General features: G+C 66.4%; 18 protein-coding genes and 1 other RNA gene. 17 read left to right on the top strand and 2 right to left on the bottom strand.

Translation table 11 applies throughout. The features are described from left to right. Positions 1-25: 25 nt before the first annotated feature. From KQY30_RS25685 to KQY30_RS25660, 6 genes are read left to right on the top strand one after another with little or no spacing between them, the layout of a single operon-like run. Positions 26-493 carry a toprim domain-containing protein gene (locus KQY30_RS25685; protein WP_217308865.1) on the top strand — a complete coding sequence of 156 codons (468 nt, stop codon included), beginning with the start codon at positions 26-28 and terminating at the stop codon, positions 491-493. Continuing rightward, positions 490-840 (top strand): hypothetical protein, encoded by a 351-nt coding sequence (locus tag KQY30_RS25680; protein ID WP_217308864.1) that lies wholly within the window; start codon positions 490-492, stop codon positions 838-840. Before KQY30_RS25685 ends, KQY30_RS25680 begins: the two co-directional genes overlap by 4 nt. After that, the gene (locus tag KQY30_RS25675) at positions 837-1055 is read left to right on the top strand and encodes a hypothetical protein (RefSeq protein WP_217308863.1); all 219 of its coding nucleotides are present in this window, start codon (positions 837-839) and stop codon (positions 1053-1055) included. Before KQY30_RS25680 ends, KQY30_RS25675 begins: the two co-directional genes overlap by 4 nt. After that, on the top strand, positions 1052-2248 hold the full coding sequence (locus KQY30_RS25670; RefSeq protein WP_217308862.1) for a hypothetical protein: 1197 nt from the start codon (positions 1052-1054) through the stop codon (positions 2246-2248). Before KQY30_RS25675 ends, KQY30_RS25670 begins: the two co-directional genes overlap by 4 nt. Next, positions 2245-2592, top strand: a complete 348-nt coding sequence (locus KQY30_RS25665) for a hypothetical protein (RefSeq protein ID WP_217308861.1) — start codon at positions 2245-2247, stop codon at positions 2590-2592. The genes KQY30_RS25670 and KQY30_RS25665 overlap by 4 nt, the downstream gene beginning before the upstream one ends. Further along, on the top strand, positions 2589-3017 hold the full coding sequence (locus KQY30_RS25660; protein ID WP_217308860.1) for a hypothetical protein: 429 nt from the start codon (positions 2589-2591) through the stop codon (positions 3015-3017). Before KQY30_RS25665 ends, KQY30_RS25660 begins: the two co-directional genes overlap by 4 nt. On the opposite strand, the gene KQY30_RS25655 is transcribed toward KQY30_RS25660, so the two are convergent. Next, on the bottom strand, positions 3007-4185 hold the full coding sequence (locus tag KQY30_RS25655; RefSeq protein WP_217308859.1) for a helix-turn-helix domain-containing protein: 1179 nt from the start codon (positions 4183-4185) through the stop codon (positions 3007-3009). The genes KQY30_RS25660 and KQY30_RS25655 overlap by 11 nt on opposite strands. A 212-nt stretch (positions 4186-4397) precedes the next feature. Here KQY30_RS25655 and KQY30_RS25650 point away from each other — a divergent pair, with 212 nt between their 5' ends. The 9 genes from KQY30_RS25650 (at position 4398) to KQY30_RS25610 (ending at position 10809) form a co-directional block, all read left to right on the top strand. Continuing rightward, positions 4398-4631, top strand: coding sequence for a hypothetical protein (locus KQY30_RS25650; RefSeq protein ID WP_217308858.1), 234 nt, complete (start codon positions 4398-4400; stop codon positions 4629-4631). After that, positions 4612-5136: a DUF6879 family protein gene (locus KQY30_RS25645; protein ID WP_217308857.1), complete on the top strand. Its 525-nt coding sequence runs from the start codon at positions 4612-4614 to the stop codon at positions 5134-5136. Before KQY30_RS25650 ends, KQY30_RS25645 begins: the two co-directional genes overlap by 20 nt. 21 nt (positions 5137-5157) lie before the next feature. Further along, positions 5158-6006: a helix-turn-helix transcriptional regulator gene (locus KQY30_RS25640; protein ID WP_217308856.1), complete on the top strand. Its 849-nt coding sequence runs from the start codon at positions 5158-5160 to the stop codon at positions 6004-6006. Positions 6007-6134: 128 nt separating this feature from the next. After that, positions 6135-6599 carry an ATP-binding protein gene (locus KQY30_RS25635; RefSeq protein ID WP_217308855.1) on the top strand — a complete coding sequence of 155 codons (465 nt, stop codon included), beginning with the start codon at positions 6135-6137 and terminating at the stop codon, positions 6597-6599. A 3-nt stretch (positions 6600-6602) separates the two neighbouring features. Continuing rightward, complete coding sequence (locus KQY30_RS25630) at positions 6603-7142, top strand: NUDIX domain-containing protein (RefSeq protein ID WP_217308854.1); 540 nt, start codon at positions 6603-6605, stop codon at positions 7140-7142. A 129-nt stretch (positions 7143-7271) separates the two neighbouring features. Next, positions 7272-8498 carry a hypothetical protein gene (locus KQY30_RS25625; protein WP_217308853.1) on the top strand — a complete coding sequence of 409 codons (1227 nt, stop codon included), beginning with the start codon at positions 7272-7274 and terminating at the stop codon, positions 8496-8498. Between the two features lie 98 nt (positions 8499-8596). Beyond that, complete coding sequence (locus KQY30_RS25620; RefSeq protein ID WP_217308852.1) at positions 8597-9931, top strand: UDP-glucose/GDP-mannose dehydrogenase family protein; 1335 nt, start codon at positions 8597-8599, stop codon at positions 9929-9931. A gap of 51 nt (positions 9932-9982) precedes the next feature. Beyond that, positions 9983-10309 carry a hypothetical protein gene (locus KQY30_RS25615; RefSeq protein ID WP_217308851.1) on the top strand — a complete coding sequence of 109 codons (327 nt, stop codon included), beginning with the start codon at positions 9983-9985 and terminating at the stop codon, positions 10307-10309. Positions 10310-10392: 83 nt separating this feature from the next. After that, a complete protein-coding gene (locus KQY30_RS25610; RefSeq protein ID WP_254407323.1) occupies positions 10393-10809 on the top strand; it encodes an NUDIX domain-containing protein in 417 nt (138 codons plus the stop codon). A gap of 988 nt (positions 10810-11797) precedes the next feature. Here the strand turns inward: KQY30_RS25610 and rnpB are convergent. Further along, positions 11798-12200, bottom strand: an RNA gene (gene rnpB, locus KQY30_RS25605) — RNase P RNA component class A. A 108-nt stretch (positions 12201-12308) separates the two neighbouring features. On the opposite strand from rnpB, the gene yaaA reads away from it, so the two are divergent. Both yaaA and eda read left to right on the top strand, forming a co-directional pair. Continuing rightward, a complete protein-coding gene (gene yaaA / locus KQY30_RS25600) occupies positions 12309-13115 on the top strand; it encodes a peroxide stress protein YaaA (protein ID WP_217308850.1) in 807 nt (268 codons plus the stop codon). A gap of 70 nt (positions 13116-13185) precedes the next feature. Continuing rightward, positions 13186-13809, top strand: coding sequence for a bifunctional 4-hydroxy-2-oxoglutarate aldolase/2-dehydro-3-deoxy-phosphogluconate aldolase (gene eda / locus KQY30_RS25595; RefSeq protein WP_217308849.1), 624 nt, complete (start codon positions 13186-13188; stop codon positions 13807-13809). Positions 13810-14033 lie beyond the last annotated feature (224 nt).

The raw sequence follows: 14033 nt of genomic DNA, 5'->3' as shown, positions 1-14033 counted from the left end.
CCCCGGTCACGCCCGCTACCGGGGGATGCTCTCGATCCCCTACCTCGACCGCAACGGCCAGCCGCTGACAATCCGGTTCCGCTGCCTGGAAGAGCACGATCACCGGGCCCTCGGGCACGGCAAGTACTACACCGTCAAAGACGACCCGCCCCGCATGTACGGCGTCGACTCCATTCACGCGGCCGGTGAGGAAATCCACGTCACCGAAGGCGAGCTGGACCGGATCATCCTTCGCAAAGTCGGCTTCCACGCCGTCGCCATCCCCGGAGCCGCGCTCTGGCTCGGCCGGCACCGCCGGATGCTCGCCGGGTTCTCGAAGATCTGGGTGTGGGGCGACCCCGATGACTCGGGCGCCGAACTCACCAACAGGATCTGCCGGGCCTTGCGGCGCGCTAAAGGCATCCGCCTGCGCGGCGGTGACGTGACCGAGACCTATATGCGGGGCGGAGCCGAAACCCTGTACAGCCTGATGAGCAAGGAGATGGTGAGTTGACCGAGACGACGCCGACGAAGCAGTCGGCACGCAAGGCCGATCCGACCACGGCCGTCCTGGCAGAGGTGAAAGCCGCACGCAAGGTGCTCGGCACCCGGCACCTGCCGGTCGCGGGAGGCGAGCGCCCAGCGAAGGGACAGGCGTATCACCAGCGCCAGTCCAACCGATGGCGTGCCATCGAGCACAGCCGCACGCTCGCGGAGACCTCCGGCTGGGACTCCGCCGTCCTGGCTGCCGCGTTCGGCGCGCTCGCCGAGACCGACCCGGAGCACAACCGCTCCGGCCTGGTCCGTCTCGCAGCGGTCGCCGTCGCGGCGGTCGAGTCGCTCGACCAGGCGGCCCCGTGAGCGGGGCCTTGCCAGGCAATCCGGGACCCCGACTTCAGCAGATCTGGGAGGCCCTCGGCGAACGCGAGCGAGAAGCGTTCGAGCGGCACCTCCTTGAGGGTACGGCCGCCGAGGATCTCGTCTGGATCCTCGACCGCTACGGGCATCACGTGTCCGCATCCACCATCCGCACGTACCGGCGCCGACTGCGCCAGGAAGAGAGCGACCACGCTTGAGTGACACCCTGCTCGACGAGCTTCTCTCCAAGCCCGTGGGCCCCTCCGTACCGGCCCGACAGACCGACCCTGACCGCGACTTTACCCGGCAGATCGAGGTGGCCGGGGACGCTGCCGAGGTCACCGTCCGAGGTCCGGCCGGGATGAACCCGAAGGGCACCGCGGCCACCGTCCTGCGCTCGCAGGGGCTCGACCCGGCCGAGTGGGAGGTAAAGGGCTTCCGCTCCTCCGAGTGGACGATGCCCAACGGGGAGACCGGGCTGAGCACTCGCTTCTCCTTCGCCCGCAGCGTGATCGCTCCGGACGACGAACGCCCGGACATCACCGAGCTGCTCGAAGCCGTCGAGGTGTACGAGCCTCGCTGGCCTGCGGGCGGGCTGCCCCAGGGCGATCACACTCTCGTTGTCGCGATCGGCGACATGCAGTTCGGCAAGCTCGATGGAGACGGCCCGGCCGGCACCCTTCAACGCACGATCGACTGCCTGAACCAGACGGCCGAGTTGCTGGAGGTCTATCGCAGACGGTTCGGCATCGGGCACGTGCACCTGGCCTGGCTCGGCGATCACGTCGAGGGCTTCCAGTCACAGGGCGGGGCGAACGCGTGGCGGACCCAGCTCACCCTTACCGAACAGATCCGTCTCACCCGCCGAGTGATGCTGCATGGCGCGATGACCATGGCTCCGCTTGCGCAGAGGCTCACCATGGCGGCAGTGCCAGGCAACCACGGCGAGGCGGTGCGCTTCGCGGGCCGGGGCGTGACGAGATACGACGACTCCCACGACACCGAAGCCCTGATCTCTGTGCGCGACGCCCTAGAACTGAATCCGGACCTCTACGGCCACGTCGAGTGCTACGTGCCCGACACGGATGAACTGACGGTCGTCGTCGACTGCTCCGGCACCGTCGTGGCCCACGCCCACGGCCACCAGTGGCGCCCTGGCAAGCACTTCGAATGGTGGAAGGGCCAGGCATTCAACAAGGCGAGCGCGATGCACCAAGCGGACCTTCTGATCGCTGGGCACCTGCATCACGAGTTCGTCGACACGGACGGTCCCCGCACCTTCATCCAGCCACCGGCCATGGAGAGCGAATCAACCTGGTGGCGGCACTCCCGGGGCACCACCGGAGCGCCGGGCCTGGTCGTCGCTGTGACCAAGGACGGCGAGGTGCCGGTCAAGGAGGTGGTCCGATGACCACGCAACTCGGTCATGTCGAACCAGCCGAAGCCGCAACGGCAGTCGACTGGTCCGTCCTCGCCGAGCCGCAGGTCGAGCGCGTCGCCCAGGCCGTTGCCCGCGGGTTCGCCCGGGACTACGGCCTGACCTTGGAGTACGAGGACGCCTTCCAGGAAGCGGTCATGGTGACTGCGGAACGAGCCAGCGAGGTGCGTCGCATTCTCGCGGAAGCAGGTGCCGGCATGCTGCACCGCTGGATGTCTCAGCGGCTGCGCGACCGATGGCTGACGGAGGCGAAGCGCCGAACTGGGCATATCTCATACGAGGCTGCCCGGCATGCGGTCGAAAGAAGCGGCCTATGACCTACGACCGACGCCTCGTCGAGCACCTTCTAACAGCGGTGTGGGACCCGGAGGCGGCGTACGGCATCCGCAGCCCCATCGCTCCGGACGCGGACATGCCCAAGGGCAGCGTCGACGCAAAGGCCGCGGGAACGTTGTTCGCCCACCTCGCCGACATCCGGCGGGGTTGGGCAACAGCTCCTCTTTCCATCGGCGAGCGCCAGGCCCTCGTTCTGCGCTTCGGCGCGGACCTACCGGACGACGAGTCCGGAGCACTTCAGGGCGTCACGGGGAGGGCCGTGCGCTACCGCTGCGAGCGTGGCATCGGGAAGCTCGCCGCACACCTGAATGGCACGAACTACGTTGACAGCTATGACGCCTTGGAGTCGGCTGCCGCCATGCTCGCCTCAGAGTCACGCGAACTCGCGACAGCCTTCACGCGGTGAGACCAGCGCGTTCGGCCATGGTCAGAAGATCAGGCCGGGCGCGCTGGTGCATGACGAACAGCACCCGCAAGACCTCGCGGCTCATCGGGTGAATCTCCGCCATCTGCGGCGACACCCGGAAGGCGGCCTTAAGCGCCTCCTCCGCTCCTGACACATCCTTCACCGCCAGCCGGGCCCGCGAAAGGTCGATAAAGAGTCGCCCGAGCCGGTTCGGCTTCAGCCCAGGGGGCGGCTCCTCAACAAGCGTGGTCGACATCTCCACGGCCTTGTTCGGCTGGTCCAGTTCGACGTGAGCCGCGAGTTCGTACAGGGCCGTATTGCCCACGCCAAAGGTGAGGTTGTGCATCAGCACGTCCCCGTCAATCTGAGAGGCGTATCGCTTGGCGTGCCGAAGGTGCTCTTCGGTCGCATTCTTGTCCCGATGCCGCGAGGCGAGCACAACCCCACGCAGATGCAGTGATCCAAGAACGACGACCGATTCAGGCCCGCTGCTTCGCCCGCCCCTGTACTGGCCTAGAGCCCGCTCGACGATCGCCAAGCCGTCTTCATATGCACCGGCACTCTGGTACGTTCCCGCTTCGTTCCAGGCGGCGGCTGCCTCGGCGGCAGGGTTCCATGTCCTTTGTGCCGCCCACTGTTGCCGAGCAACGATGATGTCAGCCAAATCGGGCTGCACAAAGCGATGTGTCACTGTGTATGCGCAGCCGTACAGGTCAGCGAGCTGCCCCCAAGCGAGTGCGTCTCCCCCGGCATCGAGTGCTGTGGCTGTGGCCTGCCCGAGCAGTGTCGGCAACTCCCGCAGCAGTTCGAGGTACTTCGTGTCCGACCGCAGCCGAGCGGCCCTGCGCAGTCCCTCCGCCAACTCCTCGGGGGCCGGAGTGTCTTCCCTGGGAAGAGTGTGTCGTCGAACAGCGTCCCGGAGATCATTGAGCAGATCGGCTTGTTCCGTGAGGCCGAGAAAGGGCTGCCCGTAGATCCGTGCGGTCGATACGCGCAGGGGCTTGGCGAGGGCCGCGACCACGGGGGGCGTCGCCGGGCGGTTGCCGTTCTCAATCTTGCTCAGATACGAAACCGAAATCCCGGACAGACGGGCCAGTTTCGTCTGGCCCATTCCGCGGGCCTTGCGCAGTACCGAGATGTTCTCACCGGCGGCAGGTGTGCTGTCCATGGCTCCCACTGTTCCAGGCTGCGGCGGGTCGTCGGCCGGTTGTGCGGGTCTTGTGTGAACTGATCTTGACGCAAAGAGAGTTCACTTACTGTCCCAACAACGTGACGCCGGGTAAAGCCGCGTTGCACGGGATGCTGCTGGCCTTGACGTTCTTGGCCCGCATGTCAACGCCCGTGCAACCGACTGCAACCCGCTCGACATCGGAGGTCAGCGTGGCACTACGGTTCGTCGGGAAGGACCCGGAATCCGGGGACCACGGTTCCCCGGCCGTCTGGGTGGACGAGGACGCCAAGGACTTGCTGTTTCAGGGTGTGAAGGTCGACTCGCAGACGGAGGCGACCTGTAATAAGGATGTTGCGATGCCCTCTTATGAGGGGATCGTCCGAGTACCGAAGCGGATGATCCCGCTTCTCAGGGAGGCGCTTGATGTCGCAGAGCTTGAGTAGCTTTGCAGACCTGCTCCGTGCTGTCGAGCACACTGCGGTTCATCTGGAGTTGCGCGACACCTACGACATGGGGAACGAGACAGCGGGCTTCGACGCCTGGAAGCAGGGACACAGGCTCGACCCGTCCGACCGTGCATCGTGGTGGCGCCCTTGGCTCGACCTGGTGCAGGAAGTGACCGCCAAGGGTGTGCTCATCCGCCGCGCTCGCGTCATCTCGGAGCCTCCGAGCGAGTACATCCGCTACGAGCACTCGTTCACCTTCACGAACGTAGCCGCAGGCGAAGAGGTGCGCTGGCTGCCGAGGGGCAGTGCGTCGGACATCGTGCTCCCGGACCACGACTTCTGGCTCTTCGATGGGCGTCTCGTCCAGTTCAACATCTTCGACGATGCCGGCCGCTGGATCCGGACCGACCAGACCGAAGACTCGACTGCCGCCACCCGATGCGCCACGGCATTCGAGGACGTGTGGGAGCGCGCCATCCCTCACGAGAAGTACAGCATCTGACGGCGGACGATCAGCCAGCTCATGTCCAAGTCCCCCCTCTCGTCAGCTCGGGCAGCTCGCGCGAAGATTGCCGAACGCCTGAAACAGGCGATGCTCGATGCCGGCCTGACGGGGCTGGAGCTGGCTGATCTCTGCGGTTGGCACAAGTCGAAGTCCTCGCGCATCGCGCGAGGCATCACGCCGCCCTCGGACGATGACATCCGCGCCTGGTGCAACGCGTGCTCTGTTCCCGAGTTGGCCGCCGACCTCATCGCAGCGTCCCGTACTGCCGAATCGATGTACGTCGAGTGGCGCCAACTCCACCGTGACGGCATGCGGCGGGTGCACGAGGAGACCACCCCGCTCTATCAGCGCACCCGTACCTTCCGCGTGTACGCCTCGAATCTCGTACCTGGAATGCTCCAGATCGGCGAGTACGCCACGGGATTGTTGCGCTCGATCACGACCTTTCAGGGCACTCCCGACGACGTCAAGCAGGCAGTGGCCGCCCGCCTCGCCCGCTCTCGCGTCATCTTTGAGGGGGAGCATCGCTTCGCTCTGCTGCTCGAAGAGACGGTGCTGTACTACCGCGTCTGCGACGAGGCCGCCATGGCCGCCCAGCTCGGATCGCTTCTGTCCGTCATGGCCAGGCCGAACGTGTCACTCGGGATCATCCCCTTCGAAGCTCGGCGTACGGTCTGGCCGCTGGAGGCGTTCTACGCCTTCGACGAGGCTCAGGTGGCTGTTGAGACTCTGACGGCAGAGATCAACGTGAGTAGTCCGGGAGAGATCCAGACCTACCTTCGAGCGTTCAATCAGCTATCCCAACATGCCCTGCGTGGGCCAGAAGCCCGTACCCGTATCACGCGTGCCATCGATGCCCTTGGATGAAATCGTGCAACCACGTGCAACCGAGTGGACCCTCAACTTCGCCATTTCCTAGCGTCGTTGGTACGGATCGGACGACTCGCGGCTCGGCCGCGGGTTCCAGCACTCGGAGGGGACCTATGGCTTCGCCCATGGCAAGCACGGGGCTGAATCCGCGGCAGCGCGACGACGCGCTCGCTGGGGTGAGCGCGGTCAAAGTATTCAAGCCCAGCAACGAGTCCGTGAGCGAAGCTCGCGCTTTCACTCGACACGCTCTTGCCGGCCTGCTCCAAGCCGACACCATCGAGGACATCGTGGTGTGCGTCTCAGAACTCGCCACCAACGCCATTCAGCACGGCACTCCGCGCGACGGCAGCTTTCAACTGGCCATCCAAGTCGAGCGGTTCAACGTCCGAGTCGAGTGCCACGACCCCGTACGCAAGAGGCCCAAGCTTCGGGCCCCTTCCGCCGTCGACGAGGGGGGCAGGGGCCTCTTCCTCGTAGAAGCCCTCACATCTCGGTGGGGTGTTGGCTCCCGCCCGTTCGGCAAGTTCGTCTGGTTCGAATTCGACGACGTCACCGAGTTGACGCAGCACGACAGAGTCGCGAGAGCGTGACTCGTGAGCGTCGTAGACAGCAAAATCGTGAAGGAACTCAACCAGTACCTGCATCTCCATCCCGGCGAGACGATGGCCTTGATGCCGTTGTATGACGCAGCCATAGAACATTCGAGGCAGGGGCGCTGTCTCCACAACGGGCGGTGCCCGGTGGTGAAGGCGGGAGCACTGCTCTTGGACGAGCAGGATCGTGTTCTCGTCTTGAGGAATGGTGGTGGCTGGGCCTTCGCCGAGGGCGTCCCAGATAGCGAAGACGAGTCTCTGAGTCGGACAGCCCTTCGTGTGTTGGAGGAATTCGCTGGCGTTTACGACGTGTGGACAATGCCCGGCGAACCGACTCCTCTGGTAGTCGACGTGTCGAGAGCCGCCCCGGAGGACGGACCCCGACTACGCGTGGGCTTCCGCTATTTCTTCTGCGCTCACTCGGGTGCGCTTGCGCCCAGCCTGATCGAAACGGGTGAAGCAACCTGGCTCCCCTTGTCGGGCGTGGGCAACCCCCTCCTCCGGGAGCGGATCACCACTCGGCTCGGGAGCGCCGTTTGAGCCCCCCGCGCCGGGAGCTGCTGATGAGGCTCCCGATGTACGAGCAGCCGAACGCGTAGCGGGCCGGGCAGTTCGCCGCAGGCTCCTGGCCTCTTCCACTTCGCACCACCAACCGTGAGGAGAACGATCGTGTTTTTTCCCCACCCCGTCATCGAGCAGATGTCCGACCGTCAGGTGGAGACCTGGAATAAGCACTTCGCCGGAAACCGCCACGAGCGGCCCCGTTCGATCGAGGAAGGCATCTGGCGTCGCACTCAGGACCCGGCCAACGCAGAACAGTCGGGCTGGAGTAAGGACAGTGCCGGCCGCCGTCGAGTCGTCCACTATCGGTACGGGTACGACCTGGATTACACCCACCCGGTTCCGCGGCTGGTGTTGTCCGAGCTGTACCTCTTCGTATCGCACCTCGCCCCGTCCAGCGAGATCGACTCGTACGCCAAGGACATCAACGCGTCGCTCATCGAGGGCCGTTGGCGCGAGAGGTCGGACGGCTGGCACAAGGGTGACCTGGTGGTCAACATCGCTGACCATGAGATCCACCCACAGGACGAGCGGGCGGACCGGGAGACGCCCGGGGGCTTCCGTTCGCTTGACGTGCAGATCACTTCCGAGGGCTTCGAGGTGCCGCGCGCACTGCGAAATCTGCCCTGGGACGTGCTGGCCGGTGGCATGCGCGTCAAGGAGCAGCGCGGCACTCCAACCATGGCCGAAGACCTCAGCGGTTTGCTCGATTTCCTGCCCTTCCAAGTCGAGGTCGGGTGCGGCACGTCGATCGAGGCAGGCATACCACCCCTGCACTACCTCCACGAGGTCTACCGGGTGACCGAGAGGAAGGACAACTCGCTCACGCAGTCTCACGCGTTCACCCTGAGCCCCCAGGCAGACACCCTTGTTCAGGAGATGCTCCTGGATGCTCCCAGCAAGGCCCACGACCTGACGCGGATGTTCGCGGCGTGCTTCGTAGCCCGGCCCACCCCCGCCCATGAGTCGTTGAAGGCCCTCCACGAGGCCGGACACATGGTCGGGCCCGTCATCACCCACAACTTTGACGTGCTGTCGGCGCGGGCTGGGCTGGAAGAGGTGTTCGTACGCCGGTACGACCAGAAGATTCCGCCGGTTCCGCTCCTGGACGACGCGAAGGCGCTGCTGGTCGTCGGACTCCACGCGGACCGGAGGGCGGTCCAGGCGCGGGCTCGCGCGAGGGGCATGAAGGTCTTCTTCGTCGATCCAGAAGGGCTGGTGGAGAACGGCGTCTTCAAGGCGTACCCCATCGAAGGGGCCAGGGAGGGCGATGTCGTCGTCCGGCAAGAGGCAATCCCGGCCCTGACGCACCTGTGCGAGCTGCTGAAGGTCTGACCGGCCAACAGAGGCCGCACAGACAGGAGTTCGGGGCGCGGTAGCGTCGTGGGGCGCACGAGCAAAGTGCGCCCCACGAATCCAAAGACAGGACAGCAATGCGCGTTTCGGTGATTGGCTGCGGCCACCTTGGCGCTCCGCACGCCGCTGCGATGGCGGAACTCGGGCACGAAGTTATCGGTGTCGAACTGAACCCGGAGACGTGCCGGATTCTGCAAAGTGGACGTGGCGCCTTCTACGAGAAGGGCCTTGATGACTTGCTGGCAAAGCACGTCCCCACAGGTCGTCTGCGATTCACCAGCAATCTGGCCGAGGCCGCAGAGTTCGCCGACCTCCACTTCATCGCGGTTGGCACGCCACTCCGCGAAGACGGCCGAGGCTACGACGTGGACCAGGTTGTTGGCGCGGTCAGGTCGCTTGCCCCCTTGCTCAGGCGTCCATGCACGATCGTCGGCAAGTCCACGGTGACCGTGGGAACCGTCGCCCGCCTCCAGGAGATCGTGACTGCCGAGGCGGCTGATGGCGTCGATCTCGTATGGAACCCCGAGTTTCTGCGCGAGGGACATGCCGTAGAGGACAGCTTGTACCCGGACCGCATCGTTGCCGGCCTCACCTCATCCGCGGCGCAGAAGGCGATCGAAGAGGTGTACGCGCCGATCCTCGCCCGGAACGACGTGACACTGATCGTCACTGACCCGCCCACCGCCGAGGTGCTGAAGTCTGCCGCCAACGCCTTTCTAGCCACGAAGATCTCCTACATCAACGCCATGGCCGAGGTTTGTGAACTCGTCGGTGCCGACGTGAGCACCGTCGCCTACGGCCTCGGTATCGATCCCCGGATCGGGCATGGCGGGATGCGGCCAGGCATCGGGTACGGCGGGGGCTGCCTGCCCAAGGACACCGGGGCCTTTACCTGGCGTGTGGGCGACCTCGGTGCCACGCATGCCCACGCCTTGCTCCAGGCCGTTGAAGACGTCAATCACTCACGGCTGGACGCGGCCACCAGGCTCGTCGAGCGGGCCTACGGTGCCCCGGTCGATGGCGCCCGGATCGCCGTCTTGGGAGCGTCCTTCAAGGCCGGGACCAGTGATGTCCGCAACTCCCCGGCCCTCCGCCTTGCTGGCCGTCTGCACGAAGCTGGCGCCCGCGCAGTCATCTATGACCCCGAGTCCAACGACGCCGCCCGGCGTCTCCACCCGGAATACGCATATGCGGGTGACGCAGCGACGGCTCTTGAAGGGGCCGAAGTCGTCGTACTGGCCACCGAGTGGCCGCAGTTCACCCACGACGCCAAGTTCCCCTCTTCGGCCGGCGAAGTCGTCCAGCGCAAGGTTCTTGTCGATGTACGCAACGCCGTCGACTCGGATGCGTGGGTCGCGGCGGGCTGGGAGGTCTGGCAGCTAGGCCGGCCCGAGCAGCTCCCCAAGGTGTAGCGCCACCTGTCCCGGCAAACCCGCTGGGCATTCCCGAGATTGGAGACTCACATGACAGACCTGTGGACCAAGATTCGAGAACTGCGCAGCCGGGACGAGCGCCGCAGCGGCGCTGAGGAGCCGGTTAAGGAACTACTCCTCGTCACAAAGGTCTCCGAGGAGTCCAACGAGGCCGCGGAGCTGTACCGGCGGTACAAGGGGTGGGGTACCAACGGGGCTGTGAACGCGACCCTCCCCGAGGTCCAGGACGAGATCTGTGCCGCGATCATGGCGGGGATGGTCGCGCTCGATCGCATCTCTCCCGGCGGCACTGCCGACGAGGTGTGGAAGCGGTACCTGGACTACGGCTACGACCGCGCGAAGCGAGAGAACGCCTAGAGCACATCGCAATCCTGAGACACGGCGGCACCTGCCACTACGGTAGGGGCCGCCGTTGTCGTGCACACCGAAGAAGGATTGCCGTGACCACCGATGAGCCCGTGAAGAAGGATCCTGGATGCGTCGCTGTCATCGTCACCAGCCGTGGAGAGATCCTTCTGCACCTCCGAGACGAGAAGCCCGACATTTGCTGGCCCGGGTACTGGTCACTCCTCGGTGGCGGACAGGAGCTGGGCGAATCTTGGATGGACACCGTACTCCGGGAGATCGAAGAAGAGGCCGGCATCACACCGGACACCATCGAAGAAGCCGCAGTCGTCCCTCACGGGTCGGAAAAGAATCCGCCTCATGTGTTCTACGGCACCTGGGATGGACGGGAGAGTGATCTTGTCCTTGGCGAGGGCCAGGCCCTACGACTCTTCCCGTTGGACAAGCTTCCGGAGAAGGTCCCGCCCCATATCCGGCACTACATTCGTCAGCTCACGGCCGCCGTTTCCTGAACCTGAGGTTGGTCCGAGACCGGATCGGCCTCCGGTACGGACTCAGGGGCTGGAACGGGGTCGAGGACAGCGGATGGCGCGGGAGCCGGGAATTGCATTGGCTCTCCGGAAGGGTCGGGCTCGGGCGTGCAGGCAGGGAAATCGCCGGTAGGGTCGCACGGCCCTGCCGGACCGGGCGGCAACGCTCCACTATTTGGCGGCGTCACGTCATCGTTGCTGCCCGGGAAGGGCGCGAAGACTGGAGGCAGGTCGGGGGCCCCAGGGATCATATCCACCAGGTCGTCGCCGATCTTTCCGTCGTCGTCCTCGTCAAGGTGCAACAGACTGCGCCCTCCACCCTTCTGAGCCTCTTGAGTTCCGGCCTTCCCAGCGGCGCCCTCAATGATGTACGTACGGGCCTCAGTCGGAGTCATTCCACTCCGCACGGCAGCCGCGATCAGAGCATCAATTTGGTCCTGCGACAAACTGACACGATCATTACCGGACGTCTCGGGTCTGGCCCCGTCTCTCGCCTCGTGCATCGATTCGCTGGCCGCTATGCCTATGGCACCGCCCGTGGCAATCATCGTGGCCGCCAGGCCAAGAAGTAGCGTCCGCTTCGTCGTCGGCACACTCCTGTGAAGCGCTCGGGACGAAGATCTACGGCGACCGGACACAGGTACCCCCCTGAAGGTTTGGAATGACTGATTCCGTTTAGTAAATCATTCAAACTAAAGCGGAGGTAGGGTGACTTTTCGGATCTTGAAACTCGTTCTCCAGTCGCATAAGTGCCGACACCACGGGACGATGCGCCTGGCTGCATTCGCGCTCAGACTTCTGCCCCAGTGACGCGTCCGGCGGGCCGTTCAGCGCCACACGATCGCCACACAGCAGCCAGAAACACCCGGGATCAGTCACAAAGAGTGAGCAGTCTCAAGGATCACTTCAACGACGCAGAAGCCCCTGACCTGGTGTTTTTCCAGATCAGGGGCTTCTACTGTCTGTGCGGCAGACGAGCCGAGCTATACGCCGGGTTCTGTTCGCCCGGTGCCTTGCGGCGGCCGGGGAGACGGCCATCCATCTAGGGCCGGCGTTGCCGTCGGCCTCGTGCGGTCTACCCGCGGACTCGGGCGGGCAGCCCTCGAACGTCCGCGCAGGAGCAGCCCGAAGGTGCTCCCTCTTGACCTTGCTCCGGGTGGGGTTTACCTAGCTGCCCAGGTCACCCTGGGCACTGGTGGTCTCTTACACCACCGTTTCACCCTTACCAGGGACCGAGATCCCTGGCGGTCTGTTTTCTGTGGCACTGTCCCGCGGGTCACCCCGGGTGGGCGTTACCCACCACCCTGCCGTGTGGAGCCCGGACGTTCCTCGGGAAGCCCCTGGGGACTTCACGCGGCCGTCCGCCCGGCTCGTCTGCCGTAATGGTCATGGTACCCGCCGGAGCCGGGCCCGATCACCTCGGTGGGCGTCGCCTACCCTGGCGCAGGCTGCCGTCCCCGTACCCCTTGAGGAGAAGTCACGTGCTCGTGCTGTTGCCGCCGTCGGAAGGCAAGGCCCCTGCCGGGCGCGGTGCTTCGCTCAGGCTCGAATCCCTGTCGCTGCCCGGGCTCGCCCCGGCCAGGGCCGCCGTGCTCGACGGGCTGGTCGAGCTGTGCGCCGGTGACAAGGAGAAGGCACGCGAGGTGCTCGGGCTGAGTGAGGGGCTGCGGGGCGAGGTCGCGAAGAACGCGGAGCTGCGGACCGCCGGTACGCGGCCGGCCGGGGAGATCTACACCGGGGTGCTGTACGACGCGCTGGGCCTGGCCACCCTCGACACCGCCGCGCGCCGCAGGGCCGGGAAGTCGCTGCTGGTGTTCTCCGGGCTCTGGGGTGCGGTACGGATCGGCGACCGCATCCCCCCGTACCGCTGCGCCATGGGTGTCCGGCTGCCGGGGCTCGGCGCGCTGGGCGCGTACTGGCGCGAGCCGATGGAGACCGTACTGCCCGAGGCGGCGGGCGGCGGAATGGTGCTCGACCTGCGGTCGTCCGCGTACGCGGCGGCCTGGCGGCCGACCGGCGAACTGGCCGCGCGTACGGCGACCGTACGGGTCCTCCACTCGCAGACCGACCCGGTGACCGGCGCCGAGAAACGGTCCGTTGTGAGCCACTTCAACAAGGCGACCAAGGGCCGGATCGTACGGGATCTGCTGACGGCCGGCGCCCGGCCGAGGAATCCCGCCGCGCTGGTGGAGACGCTCCGGGACCTCGGCCATACGGTCGAGGCGACCGGTCCGGGAAGGGCCGGACGGACCTGGGCCCTGGACGTGGTCGTCACGGAGATCCATTGAGTACGTGGAATCGTTGCAGCCTGCGCAACGCTCATTGCGGAGGATAGCGAGCGCACGGCAGGATGACGCCATGACCTCCGTGCTCGACCTCGCCCCCGTCGTCCCCGTTGTCGTCCTCGACGACGCCGCCGACGCCGTGCCCCTCGCCCGCGCCCTGGTCAACGGCGGGCTGCCCGCGATCGAGGTGACCCTGCGGACCCCGGCCGCGCTGGACGCGATCCGCGCGATCGCGGCCGGGGTGCCGGACGCGGTGGTCGGCGCGGGTACCGTCCTCACCGGCGCGGCCGTCACCGACGCCGTATCGGCGGGCGCGCGTTTCCTGGTCAGCCCCGGGTGGACGGACACGCTGCTCAACGCGCTGCGAGACTCCGGGGTGCCGTTCCTGCCGGGGGTCTCGACCGTCTCGGAGGTGGTGGCGCTGCTGGAGCGCGGGGTGACGGAGATGAAGTTCTTCCCGGCGGAGGCGGCGGGCGGTACGGCGTACCTCTCGTCCCTCGCGAGCCCGCTCCCCCGCGCCCGCTTCTGCCCCACCGGCGGGATCACCGCCGCCAAGGCCCCGTCGTACCTCGCCCTCCCGAACGTGGGGTGCGTCGGCGGTACGTGGATGATCCCTCGGGACGCGCTCGCCGCGAAGGACTGGGACCGGGTGGAGGCGCTGGCCCGCGAGGCGTCGGCGGTACGCGGCGCGGTATGAGCCCGAACCCGCGCGGCGGTACGCGGCACGGTCTGACCGCGCGGCGGACGCGGCGCTGTCTGAGCAGAGCACGCAGGGGCACGCCGGAGCCCCCGCCGTCTGAGCCCTCACCATCTGCGCCCTCCGCCGGCCCCGGACGCGTCGCCTGAAGCCCTCACGTCTGAGTCCCCGCGCCGGCCCCCGGACGCGTCGCCCGCGCCCCTCGCCGTCTGAGCCCCCCGTCG

It is taken from the genome of Streptomyces sp. GMY02, from assembly GCF_019056675.1.
GTDB lineage: Bacteria > Actinomycetota > Actinomycetes > Streptomycetales > Streptomycetaceae > Streptomyces > Streptomyces odonnellii.
The sequence above is the reverse complement of the archived record's forward strand: the minus strand, read 5'-3'. Positions and strand labels throughout refer to the sequence as shown.

What these genes read in the sequence shown, in the direction of transcription:
- KQY30_RS25665 (WP_217308861.1), top strand. Translation starts at nt 2,245, where the DNA reads ATGACCACGCAACTCGGTCATGTCGAACCAGCCGAAGCCGCAACGGCA.
- KQY30_RS25685 (WP_217308865.1), top strand. Translation starts at nt 26, where the DNA reads ATGCTCTCGATCCCCTACCTCGACCGCAACGGCCAGCCGCTGACAATC.
- KQY30_RS25655 (WP_217308859.1), bottom strand. Translation starts at nt 4,185, where the DNA reads ATGGACAGCACACCTGCCGCCGGTGAGAACATCTCGGTACTGCGCAAG.
- KQY30_RS25640 (WP_217308856.1), top strand. Translation starts at nt 5,158, where the DNA reads ATGTCCAAGTCCCCCCTCTCGTCAGCTCGGGCAGCTCGCGCGAAGATT.
- eda (WP_217308849.1), top strand. Translation starts at nt 13,186, where the DNA reads ATGACCTCCGTGCTCGACCTCGCCCCCGTCGTCCCCGTTGTCGTCCTC.
- KQY30_RS25635 (WP_217308855.1), top strand. Translation starts at nt 6,135, where the DNA reads ATGGCAAGCACGGGGCTGAATCCGCGGCAGCGCGACGACGCGCTCGCT.
- KQY30_RS25645 (WP_217308857.1), top strand. Translation starts at nt 4,612, where the DNA reads ATGTCGCAGAGCTTGAGTAGCTTTGCAGACCTGCTCCGTGCTGTCGAG.
- KQY30_RS25660 (WP_217308860.1), top strand. Translation starts at nt 2,589, where the DNA reads ATGACCTACGACCGACGCCTCGTCGAGCACCTTCTAACAGCGGTGTGG.
- KQY30_RS25615 (WP_217308851.1), top strand. Translation starts at nt 9,983, where the DNA reads ATGACAGACCTGTGGACCAAGATTCGAGAACTGCGCAGCCGGGACGAG.
- KQY30_RS25620 (WP_217308852.1), top strand. Translation starts at nt 8,597, where the DNA reads ATGCGCGTTTCGGTGATTGGCTGCGGCCACCTTGGCGCTCCGCACGCC.